Raw genomic sequence first — 23,204 nt, forward strand, 5'->3', positions numbered from 1 at the left:
AAGGTTTTGGAATCTGATTTCTTAACTTTGTGTTAACAATCCGTCACACACTTCATACCCTCTGATGAGCGACGTAATCAAGCACGAATGTGGCATTGCCCTCATTCGCCTCCGGAAGCCGTTTCAATATTATATTGACAAATACGGCACACCCCTCTACGCAGTTTACAAATTACACACTTTGATGGAAAAACAGGTCAACCGCGGTCAAGATGGCGCGGGCGTGGCCAACATCAAAATCGAAGTTCCACCTGGGCACCGCTACATTAGCCGTTACCGTTCGGTCGATCAACAACCTGTCGCAGAGATTTTTACGAAAGTCCAGAAGAAATTCAAAAAGGCTTTCAAAGAACTCAAAGGCGACGACAAAGACCTTCGCTACGACGCTAAATGGCTACAAGAAAACGTGGCATTTACGGGTGAGGTTTGGTTAGGTCACCTTCGCTACGGCACCCACGGGGCGAACGAAATCGAGAACTGCCACCCCATGCTCCGTCAAAATAGCTGGCGTAGCCGCAACTTGGTGGTCGCAGGAAACTTCAACATGACCAACGTTGACACGCTCTTTAACAAGCTTGTTTCGTTGGGACAGCACCCCAAAGACCGCGTGGACACGGTGACGGTGATGGAAAAAATCGGGCACTTCTTGGACGAAGAAAACCAACGCGTTTTTGACCGTTTTAAAGGAATCTACGAAAACCCAGATCTCTCAGACGTCATCGAAGACAACATGGACATGGTACGCGTATTGCACCGCTCATGTCGCGATTTCGACGGTGGCTTTGCCATGTGTGGCATGACAGGCTCGGGACAAGCGTTTGTGGTTCGTGACCCATCGGGTATCCGCCCTGCGTATTATTATGCCGACGACGAAGTCGTGGTAGTTGCTTCCGAAAAACCTGCCATCAAGGCCGCTTTCAACGCCAACTACGCCGATATTCAAGAAATAAAGCCTGGTCATGCGCTCATTATTGACAAATATGGCGAGTACGATCAGCACCAAATTTTAAAGCCGCTCGAAAAACGTTCTTGTAGTTTTGAGCGGATTTATTTTTCTAGAGCTTCTGATCCAGGCATTTACCATGAACGTAAACAACTTGGTCAGCTTCTGATTCCGCAGATTTTGCAAGAAGTCGATTACGACCTCGAAAATACCGTCTTCTCTTACATTCCAAACACGGCCGAAACCGCCTTTTTTGGATTGATTGAAGGGTTGGAAGATTATTTAGCCAAACAACGCAAAAAAGCCGTTGCCGATGGCAATCTCTCTCCAGAAGAATTAGACAAAATACTTTCCTTCCGCCCGCGCATTGAGAAGTTGGTATCGAAAGACGTTAAACAACGAACGTTCATTACCAGCGACGAAGCCCGCGATGAGATGGTATCGCACGTGTACGACATGACCTACGAAGTCGTGAAAAAAGGCGTCGATACAATTGTGGTCGTGGATGATTCTATCGTGCGGGGAACTACCCTCGAAAAGAGTATTTTGCGTTTGCTCGACCGCCTTGGCCCTAAGAAAATTGTCATCGTATCATCGGCGCCGCAAATCCGCTACCCCGACTGCTACGGTATCGACATGTCGAAGGTGAAAGATTTTGTGGCGTTCCGTGCCGCTTTGCAATTGCTCAAAGAACGCGGCCTTGATAACCTTCGCGAAGAAGTATATGCCCAATGTGTAGCCGCACTTGAAACGGGCAATGCTTCACAGCAAAACTACGTCAAAGCACTTTTTGAGCCATTTACGGCCGAAGAAGTGTCACGCAAAGTAGCCGAGATTGTTCGCCCTAAAGACCTCAAGGCCGAATTGTCGGTTATTTTCCAAACGGTAGAAAACCTGCACAAAGCCTGCCCCAACCACAGCGGTGACTGGTATTTCACAGGAAATTATCCAACCCCTGGCGGAAACCGCGTTGTGAACAAAGCCTACGTCAATTTCTACGAAGGACGCGGCGTAGTAAGAGCTTACTAACCTACTTTGGACCAACCATACCCTCCCCTGTTCGCCACCGCGAATGGGGGATTTTTTTATAGTAGTTTAGGGTCTCGGCCGCCTTCTTGATGTATGTCTTTGCTTTCACGTCGCCGATTTTTACAGTCAGCTGGTGGTTTGGCCAGCATGGCTTTGCTGCCTTCCTTTCGGGTAGCCGCACGGCCGTTGTACCTTGGTGGCCCTATTTTTTTGAAAAGCGAAGACCCCGTCGAATTGGCCAAAGAACATCGGCGGTTGGGATATAGTGCGGCTTACGTTCCCAAAGTAGAATTAAAAGATAGCGCCCGAATCGCGGCTTTACGGAAAGCATTTGCCGAACAGAATGTCCTCATTGCCGAGGTAGGGGCATGGGTCAACATGCTCGACCAAGATGCTGAAAAACGCAGAAAAAATAGGGAATACGTAACCGAACGCCTCGCTTTGGCCGAAGAAATTGGCGCATTGACCTGCATCGACATCGGAGGTTCGTACAATCCCAAACAATGGGACGGCCCCAACGCCCGCAACCTTACCAAAGAATATTTTGACGCAACGGTCGAAAATTGCCGTGCTGTCATCGACGCGGTTAAGCCCAAAAAAGCAAAATTTGCCCTCGAAATGATGGGATGGAGCTTGCCCAACGATGCTGATTCCTGCTTAAAATTCATCAAAGCCATTGACCGACCTGCTTTCGCGGCGCATATCGACATCGCCAACATCATCAACTCTCCCGAACGGTTTTATCAAAATAAAGCATTGATCAACGATACCTTCAAAAAACTGGGGAAATGGATCGTGTCTTGCCATGCCAAAGATGTAGTAGGAAAAGATGTGCATTTTGCCGAAACCATGCCTGGGCGCGGTGGCATGGACTACGTGACTTACCTGCAAAACGTCACAGCGCTTCCGCGCGCCGTTCCGCTCATGCTAGAACACCTACGCACGCCCGAAGAATACGATGAAGCGCGGTTGTTTGTCATGAAAATAGCCAAAGAAACAGGAATCCCACTGGCCTAGGCTAATCCTCGCGCACGTACCTGCTACGGCTGGAACTTACACAAAGATTGAGAATAAACGTATCTTCCGACCACTCGATGTCCCAAGTAGCGCAACCAATGCAATCGACTAGCGCACACATTGGGTTGTTGGGTATCGCGCTTTTGGGAACAATTTCAAAACGTTTTCCATTGACGATCAATGCCGCAGGGGCGCAACACAATTCCTGTCCATTGCCCGTTAGCAGTACCCCATCTTCTCGAATAAGAATATAATTCGCCGTTGAGGCGTTGATACTGGTCAACGTCCATTCTTTCTTCCCATTGACGGTCGATTCATACGCCTCCAAACGCCACTTGCCTACCAAGGGCGCAATGGTTTCGGGAACAACAGTTTTTGGCTTACAGCTTCCTAACACAACAATCAACAGCAAAAAAATAACTGGTTTCATCGGGCTTTGTCTCTTTTATTGTAGGACGTTTTAGAGAACGTTTTCGTTGGAACAGCCTTTTAAACAAAGCATATTCGGTCTTTTAAACAAAGTCTCCCAAAAATCACTGCTCTACCTTTGTCCCAACAAAAACAACAAAAAAATGGGACACAACAATTATCAAGGAGCGTTACAGAAACCGATAGGTTCAGGATTTGACGCCGCATCTACAACCAATGATGTCATCAAAGGGATTGACCTTACGGGAAAAATTGCCATTGTGACAGGAGGAAACACGGGCATCGGCTTAGAAACGGTCAGAACACTCGCTGCCGCAGGTGCCACCGTTATCGTACCCGCAAGAGACGTAACAAAGGCAAAACGAAATTTAGCAGGCATCCCGCGTGTCGAATTAGAAACCATGGATTTGATAAACCCTGAGTCCATTGATGCCTTTGCCAAAAAATTCGTCGCGTCGGGTCGCCCCCTTCATTTCCTTATCCACAATGCAGGCATTATGTGGGTTCCACTTCGCAGAGACAGTCGAGGAGTTGAATCTCAACTAGCGACCAATTATCTGGCGCAGTTTCAGCTTACGGCAAGGCTGTGGCCTGCGCTGGTAGCTGCCTGTGGAGCAAGGGTCATCAACGTATCGTCCGACGGACATCGCTTTGCCCCTTTTCATTTTGACGACCCCAATTTCCTCCACCGAGATTATGAAACCCTCCAAGGCTATGGTCAATCCAAAACGGCCAGTAATCTTTTTGCCCTTGAGTTAGATCATCGTGGCAAATCGTCTAAGGTACGCGCATACTCTCTCCACCCAGGCTCTATCCATGGCACAGAATTGGGCAGAGAAGCCCCCATAGCGTTATTTCAACAAATGGGTTTTTGCGATGCAGGCGGAAATTTATTTCCCGAAATAATCGCCTCGCTAAAGACCATTCCCCAAGGAGCCGCCACCACGGTTTGGTGCGCTACCAGTCCGATGCTCAACGATATTGGTGGCGTGTATTGCGAGGATGCAGACATTGCCCATGTATCCCATGATGCATCCATGCCCAGCGGCGTTCAGCATTACTCATTAGACGAGGCTAATGCCAAACACCTTTGGGAGTTAAGCGAGACGTTAACAGGCATTAAATTTCAAATCGACGATACAGTCATGGAGAATCAAGAGTTAAAATCAGCCTCAGACTTATTGAAAGGCTATTTAGAAAGTGTTGGCTTAGGCAACCCCAAGGCTACAGCTTCTTTTTTCGCTGAAAACGGATACATCGATGCCCCTTATATAGCATCGCTAGGAATGCCGTCAAAAATCATGGGGGCAACCGCCATAGAAGCTACCATGCAAGGACTATTGCAAAATGCCCCTAATTTCCATTTTACAAGTATCAAAATTCTGATGGAAACACCTACTGAGGCCATTGCCGAATATGAGAGCGAGGCTGTTTTGGCAAATGGAAGGAGCTACAAACAATTATACATGGGGCACATCACTTCCAAAGACGGCAAGATTATTTGTCACAAGGAGTTTCTGAACACTATCTCGTTTGTAGAAGCATTTTTCCCTAACGGTTTAAAAGATTTAATCACCACAAACTAACACAACCATGCGAGTAACGAAAGAAATGCACCATAAAGAACTGCAATCTAATTATGCAGTTATGAAATTATCTTCGCGATTGCTAATGAACCGCGTTGGGGTTCGCTTATTGAATGCAAACAGTGCTAGGTCAAAGGGTAAAAATATAGAAGGACTTCAAGGAGAAGAACATTATATCCCAAGTAGGAACGGCGGCCCAAAAATACGGGTAAGAATCTTTAAGCCTTTAAATCACCACACTACCCTCCCAGGTATGCTTTACATCCACGGGGGTGGGCTGGTACTGGGCAATCCTGAAGATTATTTGGCCATAATCAAAAACTACATACATGCCAAACCGTGTGTCATTGTAGCGCCCGATTATCGCAAGGCATTTGATGCTCCCTATCCAGCGGCCTTCAATGACTGCTATGATACGCTACTGTGGATGAATGAAAACGCCAATGCTTTGGGCATTATTCCTGACAAATTGATTGTGGCAGGGCATAGTGCAGGAGGAGGAATTGCTACGGCTGTTACGCTAAAAGCCACTGATACCCAAGACGTAAAAATCGCGTTTCAGATTCCTATTTATCCCATGCTAGACGACAGGCAGAATTCTGAATCAGCCAAGGATAACAACTCTGCGGGATGGAATTCTCGTTCCAACAAAATGGGCTGGACAGCATATTTGCGAGACCTTCACGTACAACACAAGGAAATTCCTGTCTATGCCGCACCCGCCAGAGCCACTATTTTTTCTAAACTACCACCAACCATTACGTTTGTTGGCGACTTAGAACCATTCCGAGACGAAACCATTGCTTATGTCGAAAACCTGAGAAAGGCGAATATCCCCGTCACTTTCAGGTTGTTTGAAGGTTGCTACCATGCTTTTGAAGTGATTTTCCCCACTTTAGAAATAAGTAAAGAAGCCTGGGCATTTTTGCTGACAGCGTACAGTAATTATATGGATAAATACATATACCCAAATTCCTGATTTTTAACCATGACTGCCAGCAAATACATCGTTATCCCTATTCTTACCTGCCTATTACTACTCATTGATTGGTACGTATGGCAAGCCGTAAAAATAGTTTTTCAACACAACACAGCCCAAGTACAGCAGTTTGTTAAATGGGCTTTTTGGAGCCTTACTGCAATCATTATTTTCGGTTTATGGCTCTATAATTTTGCCCCTCCCGACGCCTTGGGACGCCGCTTGCGAACCGCGATTTTATTCAGTTTGTTTGCCGTTTATGGTTCCAAACTGTTATCCGTTACCCTCATTTTTTTAGGAGATGCTGCTCGTTTTTTTACCTGGGCAAAAGGGCAGTTCTTCCCAAACAATGAACTGCCACAGGCCCTCTCCGAAAGTCCTGACACAATCACTCGTTCGGAGTTTTTGATGAAGACAGCCTTGGTTGCAGCCTCCGTTCCTGCCGCAGCCCTGACGTGGGGTATTTTGTCAGGGGCGCACGACTACCGTGTTCGTCGGGTAAAATTAGCCATCAAAAACCTGCCTCGGTCGTTTGAAGGCATGACGATAGGGCAAATCTCAGACATTCATTCAGGGTCTTTTTTTAACAAAATCGCTGTAAAAGGAGGCATAGAGCTACTGCTCAAAGAAAAGCCCGATATGGTATTTTTTACGGGGGATTTGGTAAACGACCGCGCCACGGAAGTAAACGATTATGTACATCTCTTTGATAAAATAAAAGCCCCGCTGGGTGTTTATAGCACGCTTGGGAACCATGACTACGGAGCTTATGCTGGCTGGCCAAGCCCTCAAGCCAAAAAACAAAACCTAGACGACGTCAAGAAAGCTCATAAAGTACTTGGCTACGACTTGCTAACAGACGACCGTCGAACCATCCAGCTAGGGGGTGAGAAGTTAGCCATCATTGGGGTAGAAAACATTTCGGCCAACGAGTCAATTTTCCCAAATAATGGTAACTTACAACGCGCAATTGTAGGCACAGAAGAGGCTGCGGTCAAGCTCTTACTGAGCCACGACCCTACCCACTGGGACATGGAAGTAAACACCCAATACCCCGATATTGATGTCATGTTTAGCGGCCATACGCATGGGCTGCAATTGGGTGTAACGATTGGCGAGAAGACCTATTCGCCCGCCCAGTGGCAATACAAACAGTGGGGAGGTTTATACCAAAAGGGCAATCAGCAGTTGTATGTCAATCGTGGATTTGGGTATTTAGGCTTTCCTGGGCGAGTCGGGATGCCTCCCGAAATCACACTCTTTGAATTAGTAAGCGCATAAAAACAGTTGAGCAATGGAACACGTATCGAAACATTTAACTCCCGAGATAAAACTCTCGTGTTACGAGGACAAATTTTTTAAGTCTGAAATTGTCTTTGACCAACACATGCTGGTGTGGTTTATTTCGGGAGAAACCAAGATTGTGCAGGCCGAAGCCACGCATCGTTTTCAAACGGGAGATATTTTTCTCATTCCGAGAAATAAACCCGCCACCATTATCAACTACCCCAAAGACGGCTTGCCCCACAAAACAGTCGTGATGCTTTTGACTACTCAAATTCTAAGGGATTTTTACAAACACATTGACGTAAAAGCCAAAATAACGGCCGTCCCCAAAATTCGCAGTTTTACGCATCATCCTTTGTTGGAAAGCTGCCTGGCGTCATTGATTCCTTACTTTGAGATGAAAGAGCCCTTTCCCGACTATCTGGCGTCGTTGAAACTAACAGAAGCCATCAGTATTTTAAGAACCCTTGACCCAGAAGTAGATAGCATACTCGCCAATTTTGACGACCCGTATAAAGTCGATTTGATTGGTTTTATGGAAAAAAACTACATGTTCAACATGCCCATTGAGAAATTTGGCTACCTCACAGGCAGAAGTTTAACGACTTTCAAACGCGATTTTAAGCGAGCGTTCAACACTACTCCCCAAAAATGGCTTACGCAAAAACGACTAGAATTGGCCCATTTTCAAATTGCCGAACGAAAATTAAAGCCGCTTGAAGCCTGTTACGAAACGGGGTTTGAAAACCTCTCGCATTTTTCGTTTGCCTTTAAAAAACACTTTGGCTACACGCCGACGGACGTATTTTCAAAATCTTTTCACGTATAGATAACAATCTATTCTGCCCTTTCTGCCCCAAATTTGACTGGATTCGTCACAGATTTTGCACGGGCGTGGCTACTGATTCTACTTTTGATTAGCTTTTTTATGGCGTATCAAGCAAAGTAAACCAATGCCCCGTCAAATGAATCACCAAATCTTGACTTTATTAATTCTATCGCTACTTGGGAAAACCTTATTTGCCCAAGAAAAAGGGAAGCAACTCGACAGTTTAGTCATTCAGAAATCACTTCAAAGTATCCGTACGGCTATTCAAGAAAAGTACGTTTACCCTGATAAGGCGTTACTGATTACCAATTTTCTAACCAGCCAATATAAATTGGGAAAATATAGTCAACTGACGTCTCTTAAAGAGTTGGCGGATAACCTTACCGAAGACATCCATTCTATCCAAAATGACAAGCATTTACGCATAGTGTACGACATAAAATTGGAACAAGATATTATCCATTTTAACAATTCACAAGAGGGCAAAAAAGAAATCACTGAACTAGATATTTCTAACGAAAAATCACAAAATTTTTTCTTTAGAAAACTTGAAATTTTACCATCAAACATCGGCTATATCGAATTTACAAACTTCGCTTTACCAAGCGAAGAAGCTAAAAAGACCATTCGGAGTGCAATCCAGTTTCTTTCTCATACCGATGCTTTAATTATTGATTTGCGTAATAATCGTGGAGGAAGTGGCAAATCGAACAATTTGTTGGGGTATTTTTTTAAAGAAAAAACAAAAACAGGCAGAAGCTTCAATCGCCTAACAAACACTTGGACAGAAAACTTTGTTGCGCCTGCGGATTTTTTCCTTGATATACCTGTTTACGTCCTAACAAGTAAAAGAACGTTTTCTGCGGCAGAAGGCTTCGCTTACATCTTACAAAACCAGCACAATGCCGTTGTGATAGGAGAGCCTACAAGTGGTGGTGCCCATCTAACCAGAAGTTTTAGTTTAGGAAATGGGTTGGTAGGGTTTATTCCTTATTTACGAAGTGAGAATGAAAAAACGCATACCGATTGGGAAGGCACAGGGGTTATTCCAGAAATACGTACAGAGGCTAAGAATGCGTTACTTTTTGCCCACAACAAACTGTTGGAGAACAAACTAAAAAATGCCAACGAAAATGAGAAAAGCAAGATACAATGGCTTATCAACTACAATCAATCCAAAACTGCTACAATTGCTCTGGACAGTGCCAAACTTGCTAGGTTTACGGGGCGTTTTGCCGAATTTGAAATTACGAAACAAGGTACTAATCTTTACTTTAGGGATGTAAATCAAAGCAATAAAACACCCTTTCAAATGACTCCCATTTCGCTAACATTATTTCAGGTAGGCGAAGATTATCAAGTAGAATTTATGAATGAGTCGGGAGGGCAATTCCAATCCATCAATCTAAGTTGGAGTGATGGGTGGGCCGAAAAAATAGACAAAAAACCGTAACCAATTAACAGCCATTTTTCTTAACCAATCATCACCATGACCATCGAACGCTTTCGCACTTTTGAACTTTGGGGAATCAGCCTTTTAACGGCTATTTATTTACTTATTGCTGTTTCTACCGATTACAGCCAGTATATCAACGTCTTGCGTATTATTAACGCCGACGAAGAACACCGCATTTTTTTGAGTTATAACTGGTGGACTAACGGCTTCTTACCCTTTCTGAATATTGGTTTAGGAGTCTGGAGTTGTTGGTTTATCCAATCTCAGTACGTCGTCAGGCTATGGCAACGGGATGAACAACTTAAAGCGCTCTTGGCTTGTACTGCCGCAGGCTTTTTATTGCTGGCTGGGGTTTGGAGTTACTTGTTTTTGCACGATGAATTGGTATTTCGTCACGATAAAAACTACAACATCATCGGGGCTAAACTCTACAACCTGTTTCGTCTGCGCAACGTGGCCATGATTTCGAGTGGACTTTTCCTTTCTACGTCTATCTACACCGTCCTTTCGCAGCTATACCAGTGGGTGTTGCAACATCAACCCGAGGAAGAAAATGCGCTCACTTATCAAATCATAAAAGAAGGAAGCATTCTGGCCTTGGTTGGATTTGTGGCTTTTGCCAGTTTTCAGATTTTGACCAACGATATGTTTATTATTCCAGGTTTTATGTGGGTGCTTGGGTCGTTTTTGCACGCCTATTTGTACCACCATCATTTTATCCGTTGGAGAGGTTTTCGTTTTTACCGATACCCCGAGAGTCGAGCGGCAATCCAAAAAGTATTACTTCTGTTTGGAGCCAGTTTGGTCGTAAGCTTGATTGGAAACCTTGTTCATATTTTATTCAAAATCTATCACCCTTACGTGGTGTTTCCAGTGCAAGTAGAGGGCGTTTTTATGTTGGCTCTTGTTGCTTGGATTGGGGCGATTGTGGTCACCATTATGCGGCAGTTGATGGTAAAACCGTTGGAAACCAGCCTCAACCGCAACCAAGCAGAGTTGTCGGCATTACGGGCACAAATCAACCCTCACTTTTTATTTAACGCCATGAATACCCTTTACGCCACGTCTATTGAAGAAAATGCCGAACGCACCTCGCAGGGAATCCAGCAGCTGTCGGACATGATGCGGTTTATGATGCACGAAAACAACCAAGACCAAATCGACATTCGGCAAGAGGTACAATATTTGCGCAACTACGTTGATTTACAGCGCCTTCGCATCAGCGAATCCGATAAATTTGAGCTAAAAATTGAGCTTGATGACTCGCTTTGTTTGCGCTCAGTAGCGCCCATGATGCTCATTCCTTTTGTGGAAAATGCCTTCAAACACGGCGTAAGTTTGCGCAATCATTCGTGGATTTTTGTAAAACTCCACTGCGATACCGAAAAGCTCCACTTTACGGTCAACAACAGCCTACATCCGCGCAACGACCAAGACCCTGAGAAATACTCCTCGGGCATCGGGCTCGTCAATGTTCGCAAACGCTTGGAGCTTCTTTACCCCAATCGCCATCATTTACTGATTCACCAGACGGAGAAAGAATTTTCGGTCAGCCTAGAGATTGCCATTAATTCCAAAAAAATACGTACCAAAAAGCCATCACGCATCGCAGGTCTTTTTTCTTTTTTGGCGTAATTTCCTTCGCCTCTTCTACCCTTCCTCTCCGCTAATCAAGCTTTTTTGTTTTTTAGCACCTGCGGCTTGGTTGAGGCGGTACATAACGGTCAGGTTGATTTGGCGAGCGCGCATCCCAAAAGTTCCTTCTGAGTAGAAGTTTAAGCCTTCGGTAATGGTGCGCATGTAGCGCGAGTTAAACACGTCGATGACGTTGCAAGTAAGCGTGCCTTTGCCTTTGAGAATTTCTTTGCTAAACGCCAAGTCAACAAATGTACGCGACTTACGACTTCCCTGCGGAAGTTGCTGAGGCGCTTCATAATTGGCACGCACTTGCAAATCAGTGCCTTTAGCAAGCGTAAAACGTGACGTTTGGCGGGCAAACCAGCTGTAAGTATCGGCTTTGAAGGTTGCATCTAGGTTTTGTCCGTTGGTAATGGCGCGGAAGAAGTTAAAGTTGAGGTCTAATTTCCACCACTTAAACGGCGTGTAGTTGCTCGTAAATTCAGCCCCGTACGCATCTTCCGTGGCCAAGTTTTCGGGACGCGTATTTGAAACTCCCTGCGCGTCCACCCGACGAATACGGAGTACTTTCCCGTTGGTATGACGGTAATAGACCGACGACGTAAACGACCCTTTTTCAAAATAATAAATGTGTCCTAAGTCAAACGAATTGGTAAATTCAGGATTCAAATCAGGATTTCCTGAGAAAAAGTTACGTTGGTCTGACAAAGTCACGTACGGGCTCAAATCGTTATAAGTTGGCCGCCGCACCCGACGGCTATAGCTCACCTGAAAGGCGTTGTCAGGATTGAGGTTGTAAGTAAAGTGTGCACTTGGAAATAAGTTGCTGTACTTACGAGGGTTGGTTTGGTTGGTTTCCCGCAAAATCGTCGTTACGTCCGTAATCTCAGCCCGCAAACCCGCTTGGTAGCTAAATTTCTTGGTTTTATTTCCCAAAATCCCGTAAACTCCGTGGATATTTTCTTTGTAAATGAAATAGTTATCCAAGCCTGGTAAGGCGTCAAAACCGCCTTGGGCGTTTTGCTGGGTTACGATGTAGTCGTTGACCATATCGCGAAAACTAGAACGAATCCCTGTTTCAAATTTGCCATCTTTCCCGATGGGCTGCACGTAGTCCAAGGTCGCAATGAGTTGATTTTCGTACTCATCGTTCAGCGACTTTTGAAGCACCGAACCTTTGGTATTCGGCGTTCCGTCGGGAAATCTGCTATTTTGGGTATAAGTTTGGTCGGAACGCTCCCAGTACGTCAAGTAGCGCACATCCGCAATCAATTCCTGATTTTTACGATTATACGTTTTTTTGTACGACACCGAATACTCTGAATAAGGCTCGGCTTCGGTTTCACGCTGTTGGCGGTCGGTGATGGTACGTAGGTTCGACAACGAATTGATGTAATCTTTGTACGTATTGTCAGTAATCCGCAGCACGTCCGTCCGACGGAATTGGTACGAAGCCGTCAGAATATTCTTTTCATTGAAAAAATAATCCAATCCTCCACGGATGGTATTGGCAATGGTTTTTACCTGTCCGCTGGTGTTTTGTTGCAAAATCGCCGTTGTATCCTTGCCATACACCTCTTGGTACAACCGTCCTGCCGAAATCGGCACACGGTACGCAATGCCGTAGTTGAGGAATAAATTAAGCTTGTTTTTGCGGTAATTGATGTTGGCCGCGACTCCGTAGTTGGGTCGGAAACCCGTCACCACTTCAAAGGAGCCATTGATACCTTGTTTACGCTCTTTTTTGAGGACAATATTGATAATCCCTGACAAGCCTTCGGCCTCATACCGTGCCGAGGGGTTGGTAATAATTTCAATCCGTTCAATCTGATTTCCTTGCAATTGCTGCAAACCTGCTCCGCCCTTAAAACTCACTAATCCTGAGGGCTTTCCATCAATCAAAATCCGTACGCCATCGCTTCCGCGTAGCTTTACGTTACCTTCCGTATCCACCGATACTGAGGGTACATTGCTCAAAATATCAATGGCAGTCCCGCCCGCGTTGGCTAGGTCTTTACCAACGTTGAATATTTTTTTATCCAACGCCAATTCCATCGAGCTCTTTTCGGCTTGTACTACCACCTCGTCCAACGTTCGGGCAGAGGCAGCTATTTTCAGCGTTCCTAAGTCGTGTGCAGACTGTTCTTTGGAAAGCGTAAATGTGCTGGTTTTAAACGGCTTGTAGCCAATAAACTCGACCACCGCATAGAATTGTCCATAGGGAACATCCACGGTCAGTTGGCCTTTATCGTCGGTAATAGCCCCCGAAATAAGCGTACTGTCCGTACTTTTTAGGATTCTAATGGTCGCATACGACAACGGTGCGTTGGTTTGTGCGTCCGTCACAATGCCCTTGACTTTCGCCAATTTCTGGGCGTTCTGGGCTTGTAATGAAGTAAAGCCTAACAACGAAAGGCTCACTAAAACAACAAATTTTGTAAAAAAGGGGGTGGAGATAATCGTTTTCATCATACTGTACTAAAGAAAGGGTCGAAGGTTTTGTACTCATACAAAAGCCCCGAAAAGTCATATTTTCGAGGCTTTCTAAGCTTTTTAGCTATCGTCGGATTGTGAGCAACCTTCTACATGTTAGCGTCGGGGTGTGAGCAACCCTCTTCACGTCAGCGTCGGGATGTGAGCACCCCTCCACACGTAAGCAACCCTCGGCACGGTGAGCCGCTCACTATTTTCCTTGCGGGCGGCGCAACACGAGGCTATCGGCAGGGTACTGCGCTTTGAGCGAGTCCATGTTGGTTTGTGCCCAGTTGATAAGCGTTTGTTTTTGCGCTTCGGTCAATTTAGCTCCCGAATGCAATCCAAAATAAGTGTAAGACTCCAGCGGCATTTCTCCTTCTTTAATCATCTCGATGGTTTCTTCAAACTTATGGTTTTGGTACGCCACCGAACGCGACGTAAAGTTTGAAAAGTTGAGGTGGCGCTTTCCGTCGGTGACGTGGTGGTCCAAAAACCAAGCGACAGGCTGAATGTTTGAATACCACGGATATTCCGTTTTATTGCTGTGACAATCGTCGCACGCTACTTTCAGCAGGCTTTTTACGTCCGCAGGAACGGCATATTTGGTCGAAACGTCGTACGTACGGTCGTCAGAAAGATTTTTCTCAGGTCGGATAAATTGGATGAGAATCAAAACCGCTCCCAATCCAATCAAAATTTTGTTTTTCATAGTGGTACGTAGCTAAATTTTAAACTGTTTTTGCCGTCAGCTTGCTTTGCTTCGTAAGCCACAACCAATTGGTTTCCAAGAACAATTCCAGTTGAATTGGTCGCATTGGTAGCATCAGCGATCCACGTAGTTTCCGACACTTGCCCTTCCGCAATTTTACGGTAGGCTATTTGAGTTGGCGTACCTTCACCTTTACTTTGTTCCCACAGCATCACCGCCGCATTTCCATTGCTAGTCAAGGCGGGATTTTTTGCGGAAGCCTCGGTCAAGACAAAGAATTTTTTACCCTCTCTGGTTGTCAGGCGAATGCCTTTTTCTTGGTCTGAGCCCGAAAACCACGCCAAAAGCTCGCTTTTACCGTATTGAGTAGAAATAGCGCCACTGTGAGGGCAGCCCATGATTTTCCAGTTGTCGTTATATACAATCGCCGACTTTGAAAATGTGGCCGCGTTATCTGTCGAAATCAAACGTGCCATATCGCGAATATCGTCGTTGTTGTCGCGATACACAACCGTCAGTGCTCCGCTGGCATCCACCGACAAATTGATGGGGCAACAATCGCACACCACCGCATCCAATAAACGTTCGGGCTGCATTACGCCACCTTTTGAGACGACCATGCGCAAATCCCGTTCTTCGTGTTTGGTGCTATTGGCCACGTCTTTCAAATACGCCACGGCGATTTCATCGTTTGGCAAAACCACCGCATCAAAGAAACCACGCACAATTCCCTGTTTAGGGTCAGAATCCACCGATTGGGGTGCCGTCCACGTGTTGCCACCATCTTTGGAAACACAATACACAATGTTGGAAGAACGCCCTCCTCCGCGTCCTGAAGCGGGTGCGGCACCAGCTTCTCCGCGATTTGAAAACACGGCCACAAAACTACCATCCTTTTTAGAAAGCACTTTCGCCCGCATCATGCGGCTATTGCCAATGCCGTTACCGCTAAAAATGGTCTTCTTTTCGGCAAACGTTTTGCCTTTATCTTTTGAAAACGCTACGCAGAAAGAGGTCATTCCTGAAGCCTCTTTTTCGGTCCACGATAGCATCAATTCTCCTTTGGTCGTTTCGGCCAACAGAGGCATTGAGTACGTTTTTGTGGGGTCAAGGTCGATGGGGGAAACAGCAAAGTTGGTATTGGTAGGAACCCAAGTTGTAAATTCGGGCGTACTTTCACCGTGGCAAATAACCATTTCGGAGGGCGTCGGCGTGGCTGTTGGGAAAAAACTTCCCAATACACCTACCAACACGAGCGGAAGAAATGCGCTTACATTCATCATTGGACTAAAAGGTTTGATTAAAAAAAGAGTAAGTAGCTAACAATCACTGAAACGAAAGTATTCCTTTTCTGAATGATTCAAAAAAGAACTATACCGATTATTGATTTTGATAGATGGCTTACCGATTTTGCTAGATAAGTTCTTCTTTGTTTTCTATATCCAATGTTTCCGTTTGAAGAAAAACCACATGGCAGCCATCGAAAACACCATCAGCAACAACGAAAACCAAAAACCGTACGGATGGGTGCTGCTGGGTAAAATGGTGTAGTTCATTCCAAAAATGCCCGCAATCAGCGTAGGAGGCATAAAGATGATGGTAAAGACCGTAAAAATCTTGATAATCTGGTTTTGTTCAAGATTGATAAGACCCATAAAGGTATTTTGCAAATACTCCAATCGCTCAAAGTTGAAGGTACTGTATTCCAAAAGCGAGCTAATGTCTTTCAACACAATGCGTAAGCGTTCTTTTCTGTCATCGGGAAAAAATTGGCTTCGCAGAATGCCCGACAAAACCCGCTGTTTATCAATAATAGTTTCGCGCAAGAGCATGGTATTTTCTTGCATCATATTGATTTTCAACAGGATTTCTTGCTTTGCTTTTTGTTCCCGATTGAGGTCTTTGCTAATGGTACTAATGTCACGAGAGAGTCCTTCGAGTACGTCGGCGTCGCTTTCGATGCGGGTTTCGAGCAAAAGGAGAAGAATATCGACGCCGTTTTGAAAAGTCTCTTGGCTCACTTTCATTTTCCGAACCGTGTCGGCAAAGGTCTTTGAGTCGCCGTTGCGGTAGGTAAACAGTACTCCTTCCCGAATCAGGAGCGAAACGGGGTAAATCGCGTAGCCATCTGCATTGATTTTCAGAAAATTGGAGTTCGCATTGATGGTATCATTTTGCTCAAAATACCGTGAACTACTCTCAATTTCCACAATTTCTTGGGGCGTCTGAAAACTAATATCGCACTTCGTCTCGACCCATTCTTCTTCTTCTTGCGTAGGCGACTGTAGGTCTATCCACAAAATTTGCTTTAAATGTCCAATCTCGCGAACGTCGTTTTCGCGTTTGATGTGCTTTCCTTCACGATAAAAAATACGTACCATACCTCACTGCATTTGCGCCAAAGTTAGTGATTTGGTTGATGAAACCTATCCAAACCTTATAGGTTTTGCAAACGATCGAACGACAAAACCTATAAGGTTTACACTTGCAAACTTCATAGGTTTTGATGAAATTGCTCAAATGCAAGATTTTTTTTCCAACAAGATGCAACATCTTTTAAATCAGATTTGTCATTACTACGAAATTACAGCCAATTGGAATCTAAACTATACATAGACAAACACGTCGAACTCGTAGAAAGATGCAGACAGGGCGAGCGCAAAGCGCAGTACGAACTCTATAAGTTGTATTCAAAGTCCATGTTTAACGTCTGTATGCGGGTGGTCAATCACATTGGAGAGGCCGAAGACGTACTGCAAGAGGCATTTTTGGATGCGTTTTGCCACTTACATACGTTCAAAGGGCAGTCCACGTTTGGGGCGTGGCTGAAGCAGATTGTGGTCAACAAAGCCATCAATCACCTCCGACAACGTAAAATGCAACTGGTTGATATTGAGGGCTACGGCAGCGACGACCAAGACATAGCCGACGATGTTCCGTTCGACGAAGAAGGAATTCAGATGGATGTAGAACGGGTTCGTAAGTGCATTGAGCAGCTCCCCGAAGGTTACCGTGTTGTTTTGTCACTCTATTTGTTTGAGGGATACGACCACGAAGAAATCGGTGAAATCCTCGGTATCAGCGAAAGTACCTCGCGTACGCAGTATATGCGGGGAAAGAAAAAATTGTTAGAAATGTTACGCCCTCTTTGAGTTTCTTAAAAAAACACACCGTTTTAGAGAAAAGAGAGCCGCGATAAATACCAAAGAAGATGAAAGACAAATTGCAACGATTCGTAAGAGACAACCGAGAGGCGTTTGATGTATATGAACCTTCCGACGACCTTTGGAATCGGTTGAACCAACAACTACCCGCCGAAGAAGCGCCCAAAGTTGTCCCAGAAGTTACCCCTGCCGTGAGTACGCCTAGTCCGTTTAAACAGGCTTGGCGAAACCTCAACTGGCGCATTGCGGCCTCCATTGCTTTGGTAATTGGCCTTGGGTGGGTTGGATACCGTGTTAATCAAAATTACGGTATTACAGAAGCTCCCGAAGTAGCCCTTAGCAATCCAACGTTTGCCAAACAAGTCAGTCAATATACCCAATTGATTGATACCAAACGGGATGAGCTTCGCCAAATGACTGAAAGTAACCCTAATTTGTATAAAGAATTTGCCGTAGAACTGGATCAGCTTGAGCGCTCATACCAAAACCTGAAATCCGACCTTCCGAAGAACCCCAACCAAGAAGTGGTGATTCAGGCCATGATTCAGAACCTACAGTGGCAGATTGATTTATTAAACCAACAGTTGGACATTATCCAGCGCATCAAAAACAAGAACAACCATGCAAACGATAAAATCATGTAATTGGCAGCAGTCAGCAGTTAGCAGACAGCGGTTAGTAAGTACCTTTTTTGCAGCTTTCTGTTTGCTTTTCGCCTTTGGAGCAACGGCTCACGAATGGGGCACCATCGAAAAGAAAAAATCGGTGATTAAGATCTACGATACTTCGTCTAAAGACAACTTATTGCTCGACAATCAGTTTGGGCAGGTAAAAGTGAACCTTTGGGACAAAAACGAAATACGGATTGACATTCACATTGTGGCTAACTCAAGCAGCGATGACCGCGCCCAAGAATACCTCGACGGCGTAGTGATTGAAGACAAACGGGAAGGCAACCAAATCAATGTTCGTACGATTATCAACAAATCGAACAACTCAAACGGTTGGAGCTGGAAAAATAACAACAACGAAAAGAATTTTGTGCAAATCGACTATAACGTGTCGATGCCGAAAAACACGCCTTTGACGGTTAAAAATCGTTTTGGAAACACCAACATCCCTACGTTCAAAGCGCCATTGGTCGTTGTTTCGAAGTACGGGACTTTTATGGCCAACGATTTGGTAGGTAGCAAAAATGACATTGACGTATCGTACGGTAAAGCGGAAATTCAGCAAATCACCAACGGCAACCTCGATATTTCGTATTCGACCCTCGAACTCGAAAAAGCCGAAAATATCACGCTCAACAACAAGTTTGGTAAAATGAAAATCGGCGAAGTAGAAACCCTCGATGGCCAAATTAGCTACTCGGGTGGACGTATCGGTACGCTCAAAGGTTCGAGCAAAATTAAGCTCAGTTTCTCGGGCGGCTTCCGCATCGACCAACTGACGCAATCGGCCGATAATGTTGATATTTTGGCCAATTATTCGTCGGTGGTAATTCCAATGGAAAACAACGAATGCAACTTCGACGTCACGGTGAGCTACGGCGGGTTCAAATATCCCAACGACCGTAAAGTATCGTTCACTCAAAACGACGACGAACGCAAAGACAACGAACACCGCGGCCCCAAAATGACCAAACAGTACGTAGGCAAAATTGGCAGCGGAAAAGGCACCAAAGTCAAAATCATCTCAAAATACGGTGAAGTAAGCCTTCGATAATCGTAAACTGTCTCAAAACAATAAACCCCCATGCTTGACAAGCACGGGGGTTTATTGTTTTCTTTACTCATAGTGTCCTTTGGCAGCGAGGATAATTACTACAACCTCACCGACAACTTCGTAAATAAGTCGATGTTCATGATTAATACGTCGAGACCACAATCCTGTCAAATTATGCTTCAATGGTTCAGGTTTCCCCGTTCCTGTGAATGGATGTTCTGCAATTTCTTCCAAAAGGGTTAGTAACTTTCTAAGCAATACTTTATTGCCAGACTTTTTGTGAAAGTCAATGTCAATTTGAGCTTGCTTTGTAAAATCAATACGAAAGCTCATTCGATTCCTAAAAATCCTTTAAGATTCTCTTTTTCTATGCTTACAAAGTTGCCTTCGTGATACTCCTGTCGGCTTTTCTGAATCTTCTCCACCAAGGCTGGGCTATAACTACTTTCAGATTCCTTATCAACCACTTGAACAAAATTCAAAGACTTTACCAACTGCATAAAGAAGGAATACTTACTGTCTGGGATATTGAGTGTAATCTGTTTCATAGCCATAGTTGTTACTTAATCAAAATTAGTAAAAAAGTCATTTCATCCCCTTACTCTTCCACAAAATCCAAGTTGCGTCCAAAGGTTTCGTCGGTTTTATAAATGGCTAACAGGGCTAAACCATAGCACAATACTCCCAATAACGCCGCGCCACCAAGCGCTCCAAACGAAGGTTTTAACCCTTGAAAAGCCAACGTCATCGGGATAGCCATTCCTCGCACCACGCTCGGCACCGAAGTGGTCGCCGTGGCACGGAGATTGGTGCCGTAGAGTTCGGCCACCATCATCAGGTACAGGCCAATGTAGCCCGTGCAAACTCCCGTCAAAAAGCACACTACATAGAGCATATTGGCCGACCTAACACCTCCGAAGAGGTAAATTCCGACAAAAATAACTCCAATGAAAAGCAAAAATAGGATGGCTTTTCGTCGAGATTGTAGCCAGTGACTCAGCGGCCCGCTAAAGAAGTCGCCTGCGGTTAGGCCAAAGTAAATAAACATCACACACTTGCCAGGCGAAATCCCTTCGTCGATGCCCAGCGCTTTTCCAAACTCATTGCCAAACGTTCCTAATATTCCCACCACAAACCAAGTCGGGACGCCGATGAGCACGCAACGAAAATACTTGACCAGCCTCGGCCAGCTGCTAAAAAAGTACAAATAATTGCCTCGGGAAACCTTCGTTTCTTTTAGCTGTAAAAACAACCCCGACTCAAACACACTAATTCGCAAGAGCAGCAGCAACAAGCCCATGCCTCCGCCCACCATGTAGGCCGTTCGCCACGTAAACCATTCTTGGGTCAGGTAGGCAGCACCCGCCCCCAAATACCCAATCCCAGCCACCAACGTCGGCCCAAGGCTGCGAATCTCTTTGGGGACGATTTCGGTCACGAGGGTCATGGCTGCGCCAATTTCTCCCGACAACCCTACCCCCGCCACAAAGCGCAGTAAGGCGTACAGATTGGGGTCTTCGACAAAACCACAGGCAATGTTGGCCAACGAATAGGTAATGATAGACCCAAACAACACCGACAAGCGACCGCGTTTATCGCCCCAAATTCCCCATACTATTCCGCCTACCAACAAACCCGCTTGCTGACAGTTGAAGATAAACGTTCCAATTTTAGAAACTTCGGCTTCCGAATAGCCCAGCGATTGAAGACTTGGAACGCGTACAATGCTGAAAATAAGCAGATCGTACACGTCCACAAAAAAACCAAGCGCCGACACAATGACGGGCAAGGCAAAAAGAGCACGGTATTTCATCCTCTTAGATTTCTACAAAGTCAAGGTCTTTGCCGTGGGTTTCGGGAACGGTGAGAGTCGAGTAAAACCCTAGAGCGTAGCTCAAAATCCCTACCAACGTACCCGCTCCGATAACGCCCAACTGAGGGACAGTGAGCGAAAACCAACCAAAGACGTCCAACGAGCCTGTTTTGAAACCCGCAAAGAGCGTCGTCATCAAAATCACCATTCCGCGTACCATGTTGGGAACGGTTGTCGCAGCCGTAGCCCGAAGGTTTGTACCAAATTGCTCGGCACCGATGGTCACAAACATGGCCCAGTAGCCAATCCCGAAGCCCATCAACAAACAAAGGGTATAAAGCATGGTCGAAGATTGTACGCCCGCAAACAAATACACAATGCTAAACACGCCCGAAAACGCCATCAGTAACGCTACGGCTTTTTTGCGCGAGTGGAAGTAGTGGCTAATAAACCCACTGGCCAAGTCGCCGCCTGCCAAACCCACGTAGCACCACATAATGGCCAACCCTGGTTTGATGGGTTCGGTGATGCCCAATGCTTTGCCAAATTCATTGCTAAACGTGGCCAAAATTCCAATTACAAACCACGTTGGGAGACCGATTCCAATACATTTCATGTAGCGTACAAAGCGGTCCCAGTTGGTAAAAAATGAAAGAAAATCGCCTTTGGCGACGTGTTTTTGACTGGAGACTTCGGTAAACATCCCTGATTCAATGACGCCCACGCGAAGCAAAAGAAGGCCAAATCCTAGCCCACCACCCACAAAATAAGCAATGCGCCAGTCGCCAAATATCTCGACCGTAAAATAGGCCACTACCGCGCCTAACAGGCCAATGCCCGCTACCAACGATGTTCCGATGGCACGAAGTTCTTTGGGTAAAATTTCGGACACGAGGGTGATGCCTGCTCCCAATTCTCCCGCCAATCCAATCCCCGCAATAAAGCGTAAGTATTTGTACAACTCAGTAGCTGGCAGAAACGAGGTATCTTGGATAAATCCACAAAGTACGTTGGCAATGGAGTAAGTAATGATGGAACCAAACAATACCGAAAGGCGGCCGCGTTTGTCCCCCAATACTCCCCAAATGATTCCGCCAAGCAACAAACCTCCCATTTGCCAGTTGATGATGGAAGCCCCCACCGCCGACACGTCTTGCTCACTCAAACCCAAATCTTTGAGGCTAGGTACGCGTACAATTCCAAATAATAGTAAATCGTAAATATCAACGAAGTAGCCTAGTGCGGCCACAATAACAGGAAGCCCAAAAAGGGTATTTTGGTTAGAAGATTTAGGCATTGAGTGGATGTAGGTTATGGTTTTTCTGCAATAATAGCAAAAATATGCTCCCAAAACTTCTTATGCCAATTTTGCGGTGTTATAATTAGCCCCAATGGGCAATAATTGTCCTGACACACTCACTTCATAACGGTCAAACCGCTCAACTTTACTTTTTGCCACAATATACGACCGATGAATCCGCACAAACTGCTCGCCTGGAAGTAAGCCTTCTGCCTCGCTCATCGTCATGCGAGAAGCAATTTTTTGGGTTTTCGTAACAAACACAACGTAGTTGCCGCCCGCTTCCAAATACAAAATATCGTCGAGCATCACCCGCACTTGCTCGTAGCCATTTTTCACAAAAATGCTCTCGGTGGGCGCGACCGTCACTGGGCGGACTTTGGCTTCTTCCGAGGCCAATTCGCGCATTTTTAGCGTTTCGTGGGCTCTGTTGCACGCCTTCAAAAAACGGCTCAACGCAAAGGGTTTCAACAGATAATCAACCGCATCAAAATCGTAGCTCTGCACGGCGTGTTCGGCGTAGGCTGTGGTAAAAATCACGAGGGGTGGATTAGGTAACGCCCGCAAAAACTCCAACCCCGAAATATCAGGCATTTTTATGTCCAAAAAAATCAAGTCCACCGATTGCTTTTGCAGAAAATCCAACGCCTCAAACGCATCCTGAAAAGTAGCTTGTAGCTCCAAATAGGGCACTTTTTGGGCAAAAACGCGCACTATGTCTAGCGCTTTGGGTTCGTCGTCGATGGCAATAGCAATCATGGGTTTTGAATTAAAGTGTTGTTGGTTGCTCACAACCAACAAGCATACGCACAACTTTTGTATTTC

The 23,204-nt window shown here is 45.4% G+C and carries 21 protein-coding genes; 11 read left to right on the forward strand and 10 right to left on the reverse strand.

The genetic code is table 11. The features are described from left to right. Positions 1-64 precede the first annotated feature (64 nt). Positions 65-1,972: an amidophosphoribosyltransferase gene (locus FHS57_RS06905; RefSeq protein WP_183972131.1), complete on the forward strand. Its 1,908-nt coding sequence runs from the start codon at positions 65-67 to the stop codon at positions 1,970-1,972. Positions 1,973-2,065: 93 nt separating this feature from the next. Next, positions 2,066-2,989, forward strand: coding sequence for a sugar phosphate isomerase/epimerase family protein (locus FHS57_RS06910; protein WP_183972132.1), 924 nt, complete (start codon positions 2,066-2,068; stop codon positions 2,987-2,989). 1 nt (position 2,990) lies between these two features. Here FHS57_RS06910 and FHS57_RS06915 read toward each other — a convergent pair whose 3' ends face one another. Continuing rightward, positions 2,991-3,419: a hypothetical protein gene (locus FHS57_RS06915; protein ID WP_183972133.1), complete on the reverse strand. Its 429-nt coding sequence runs from the start codon at positions 3,417-3,419 to the stop codon at positions 2,991-2,993. Between the two features lie 142 nt (positions 3,420-3,561). On the opposite strand from FHS57_RS06915, the gene FHS57_RS06920 reads away from it, so the two are divergent. The 6 genes from FHS57_RS06920 to FHS57_RS06945 all read left to right on the forward strand — a co-directional run bounded on the left by FHS57_RS06920 (position 3,562) and on the right by FHS57_RS06945 (position 11,190). After that, the gene (locus FHS57_RS06920; protein ID WP_183972134.1) at positions 3,562-5,004 is read left to right on the forward strand and encodes an SDR family NAD(P)-dependent oxidoreductase; all 1,443 of its coding nucleotides are present in this window, start codon (positions 3,562-3,564) and stop codon (positions 5,002-5,004) included. 7 nt (positions 5,005-5,011) lie between these two features. After that, positions 5,012-5,983 carry an alpha/beta hydrolase gene (locus tag FHS57_RS06925; RefSeq protein WP_221225560.1) on the forward strand — a complete coding sequence of 324 codons (972 nt, stop codon included), beginning with the start codon at positions 5,012-5,014 and terminating at the stop codon, positions 5,981-5,983. Positions 5,984-5,992: 9 nt separating this feature from the next. Then, entirely contained in the window at positions 5,993-7,264 is a 1,272-nt protein-coding gene (locus tag FHS57_RS06930) for a metallophosphoesterase (protein WP_183972135.1), read from the forward strand. Positions 7,265-7,277: 13 nt separating this feature from the next. Next, on the forward strand, positions 7,278-8,099 hold the full coding sequence (locus FHS57_RS06935; RefSeq protein WP_183972136.1) for a helix-turn-helix domain-containing protein: 822 nt from the start codon (positions 7,278-7,280) through the stop codon (positions 8,097-8,099). A 136-nt stretch (positions 8,100-8,235) separates the two neighbouring features. Continuing rightward, complete coding sequence (locus FHS57_RS06940; RefSeq protein ID WP_183972137.1) at positions 8,236-9,552, forward strand: S41 family peptidase; 1,317 nt, start codon at positions 8,236-8,238, stop codon at positions 9,550-9,552. Positions 9,553-9,588: 36 nt separating this feature from the next. Continuing rightward, entirely contained in the window at positions 9,589-11,190 is a 1,602-nt protein-coding gene (locus FHS57_RS06945) for a sensor histidine kinase (protein ID WP_183972138.1), read from the forward strand. A gap of 15 nt (positions 11,191-11,205) precedes the next feature. On the opposite strand, the gene FHS57_RS06950 is transcribed toward FHS57_RS06945, so the two are convergent. The 4 genes from FHS57_RS06950 to corA all read right to left on the reverse strand — a co-directional run bounded on the left by FHS57_RS06950 (position 11,206) and on the right by corA (position 16,758). Next, complete coding sequence (locus FHS57_RS06950) at positions 11,206-13,665, reverse strand: TonB-dependent receptor (protein ID WP_374757995.1); 2,460 nt, start codon at positions 13,663-13,665, stop codon at positions 11,206-11,208. Positions 13,666-13,876: 211 nt separating this feature from the next. Continuing rightward, complete coding sequence (locus tag FHS57_RS06955) at positions 13,877-14,377, reverse strand: heme-binding domain-containing protein (protein WP_183972139.1); 501 nt, start codon at positions 14,375-14,377, stop codon at positions 13,877-13,879. Next, positions 14,374-15,660, reverse strand: coding sequence for a sialidase family protein (locus FHS57_RS06960; RefSeq protein WP_183972140.1), 1,287 nt, complete (start codon positions 15,658-15,660; stop codon positions 14,374-14,376). Before FHS57_RS06960 ends, FHS57_RS06955 begins: the two co-directional genes overlap by 4 nt. 153 nt (positions 15,661-15,813) lie before the next feature. Then, a complete protein-coding gene (gene corA, locus FHS57_RS06965) occupies positions 15,814-16,758 on the reverse strand; it encodes a magnesium/cobalt transporter CorA (protein ID WP_183972141.1) in 945 nt (314 codons plus the stop codon). A gap of 213 nt (positions 16,759-16,971) precedes the next feature. Between corA and FHS57_RS06970 the strand changes: the two genes are divergently transcribed. From FHS57_RS06970 to FHS57_RS06980, 3 genes are read left to right on the forward strand one after another with little or no spacing between them, the layout of a single operon-like run. Beyond that, positions 16,972-17,529 carry an RNA polymerase sigma factor gene (locus FHS57_RS06970; protein WP_183972142.1) on the forward strand — a complete coding sequence of 186 codons (558 nt, stop codon included), beginning with the start codon at positions 16,972-16,974 and terminating at the stop codon, positions 17,527-17,529. A 59-nt stretch (positions 17,530-17,588) separates the two neighbouring features. Next, a complete protein-coding gene (locus tag FHS57_RS06975; RefSeq protein WP_183972143.1) occupies positions 17,589-18,185 on the forward strand; it encodes a mediator of RNA polymerase II transcription subunit 16 family protein in 597 nt (198 codons plus the stop codon). Further along, positions 18,163-19,266, forward strand: coding sequence for a hypothetical protein (locus tag FHS57_RS06980; RefSeq protein WP_183972144.1), 1,104 nt, complete (start codon positions 18,163-18,165; stop codon positions 19,264-19,266). The genes FHS57_RS06975 and FHS57_RS06980 overlap by 23 nt, the downstream gene beginning before the upstream one ends. Before the next feature lie 63 nt (positions 19,267-19,329). On the opposite strand, the gene FHS57_RS06985 is transcribed toward FHS57_RS06980, so the two are convergent. Genes FHS57_RS06985 through FHS57_RS07005 form a run of 5 tightly spaced genes read right to left on the reverse strand, consistent with a single transcriptional unit; the run spans position 19,330 to position 23,138 of the window. Continuing rightward, positions 19,330-19,599, reverse strand: a complete 270-nt coding sequence (locus FHS57_RS06985) for a Txe/YoeB family addiction module toxin (RefSeq protein ID WP_122932350.1) — start codon at positions 19,597-19,599, stop codon at positions 19,330-19,332. After that, complete coding sequence (locus tag FHS57_RS06990; protein ID WP_229601273.1) at positions 19,596-19,814, reverse strand: DUF2683 family protein; 219 nt, start codon at positions 19,812-19,814, stop codon at positions 19,596-19,598. The genes FHS57_RS06985 and FHS57_RS06990 overlap by 4 nt, the downstream gene beginning before the upstream one ends. Before the next feature lie 50 nt (positions 19,815-19,864). Then, entirely contained in the window at positions 19,865-21,079 is a 1,215-nt protein-coding gene (locus FHS57_RS06995; RefSeq protein WP_183972146.1) for an MFS transporter, read from the reverse strand. Positions 21,080-21,083: 4 nt separating this feature from the next. Then, positions 21,084-22,376: an MFS transporter gene (locus FHS57_RS07000; RefSeq protein ID WP_183972147.1), complete on the reverse strand. Its 1,293-nt coding sequence runs from the start codon at positions 22,374-22,376 to the stop codon at positions 21,084-21,086. Between the two features lie 60 nt (positions 22,377-22,436). Continuing rightward, positions 22,437-23,138 (reverse strand): LytR/AlgR family response regulator transcription factor, encoded by a 702-nt coding sequence (locus tag FHS57_RS07005; protein ID WP_183972148.1) that lies wholly within the window; start codon positions 23,136-23,138, stop codon positions 22,437-22,439. Positions 23,139-23,204: the final 66 nt, after the last annotated feature.

This window comes from Runella defluvii (assembly GCF_014195535.1).
Classification (GTDB): Bacteria; Bacteroidota; Bacteroidia; order Cytophagales; family Spirosomataceae; genus Runella; species Runella defluvii.

Excerpts from the sequence above, each read along its gene's own strand:
- FHS57_RS06905 (WP_183972131.1), top strand. The coding sequence starts at position 65 with ATGAGCGACGTAATCAAGCACGAATGTGGCATTGCCCTCATTCGCCTC.
- FHS57_RS06910 (WP_183972132.1), top strand. The coding sequence starts at position 2,066 with ATGTCTTTGCTTTCACGTCGCCGATTTTTACAGTCAGCTGGTGGTTTG.
- FHS57_RS06915 (WP_183972133.1), bottom strand. The coding sequence starts at position 3,419 with ATGAAACCAGTTATTTTTTTGCTGTTGATTGTTGTGTTAGGAAGCTGT.
- FHS57_RS06920 (WP_183972134.1), top strand. The coding sequence starts at position 3,562 with ATGGGACACAACAATTATCAAGGAGCGTTACAGAAACCGATAGGTTCA.
- FHS57_RS06925 (WP_221225560.1), top strand. The coding sequence starts at position 5,012 with ATGCGAGTAACGAAAGAAATGCACCATAAAGAACTGCAATCTAATTAT.
- FHS57_RS06930 (WP_183972135.1), top strand. The coding sequence starts at position 5,993 with ATGACTGCCAGCAAATACATCGTTATCCCTATTCTTACCTGCCTATTA.
- FHS57_RS06935 (WP_183972136.1), top strand. The coding sequence starts at position 7,278 with ATGGAACACGTATCGAAACATTTAACTCCCGAGATAAAACTCTCGTGT.
- FHS57_RS06940 (WP_183972137.1), top strand. The coding sequence starts at position 8,236 with ATGAATCACCAAATCTTGACTTTATTAATTCTATCGCTACTTGGGAAA.
- FHS57_RS06945 (WP_183972138.1), top strand. The coding sequence starts at position 9,589 with ATGACCATCGAACGCTTTCGCACTTTTGAACTTTGGGGAATCAGCCTT.
- FHS57_RS06950 (WP_374757995.1), bottom strand. The coding sequence starts at position 13,665 with ATGATGAAAACGATTATCTCCACCCCCTTTTTTACAAAATTTGTTGTT.
- FHS57_RS06955 (WP_183972139.1), bottom strand. The coding sequence starts at position 14,377 with ATGAAAAACAAAATTTTGATTGGATTGGGAGCGGTTTTGATTCTCATC.
- FHS57_RS06960 (WP_183972140.1), bottom strand. The coding sequence starts at position 15,660 with ATGATGAATGTAAGCGCATTTCTTCCGCTCGTGTTGGTAGGTGTATTG.
- corA (WP_183972141.1), bottom strand. The coding sequence starts at position 16,758 with ATGGTACGTATTTTTTATCGTGAAGGAAAGCACATCAAACGCGAAAAC.
- FHS57_RS06975 (WP_183972143.1), top strand. The coding sequence starts at position 17,589 with ATGAAAGACAAATTGCAACGATTCGTAAGAGACAACCGAGAGGCGTTT.
- FHS57_RS06980 (WP_183972144.1), top strand. The coding sequence starts at position 18,163 with ATGCAAACGATAAAATCATGTAATTGGCAGCAGTCAGCAGTTAGCAGA.
- FHS57_RS06985 (WP_122932350.1), bottom strand. The coding sequence starts at position 19,599 with ATGAGCTTTCGTATTGATTTTACAAAGCAAGCTCAAATTGACATTGAC.
- FHS57_RS06990 (WP_229601273.1), bottom strand. The coding sequence starts at position 19,814 with ATGAAACAGATTACACTCAATATCCCAGACAGTAAGTATTCCTTCTTT.
- FHS57_RS06995 (WP_183972146.1), bottom strand. The coding sequence starts at position 21,079 with ATGAAATACCGTGCTCTTTTTGCCTTGCCCGTCATTGTGTCGGCGCTT.
- FHS57_RS07000 (WP_183972147.1), bottom strand. The coding sequence starts at position 22,376 with ATGCCTAAATCTTCTAACCAAAATACCCTTTTTGGGCTTCCTGTTATT.
- FHS57_RS07005 (WP_183972148.1), bottom strand. The coding sequence starts at position 23,138 with ATGATTGCTATTGCCATCGACGACGAACCCAAAGCGCTAGACATAGTG.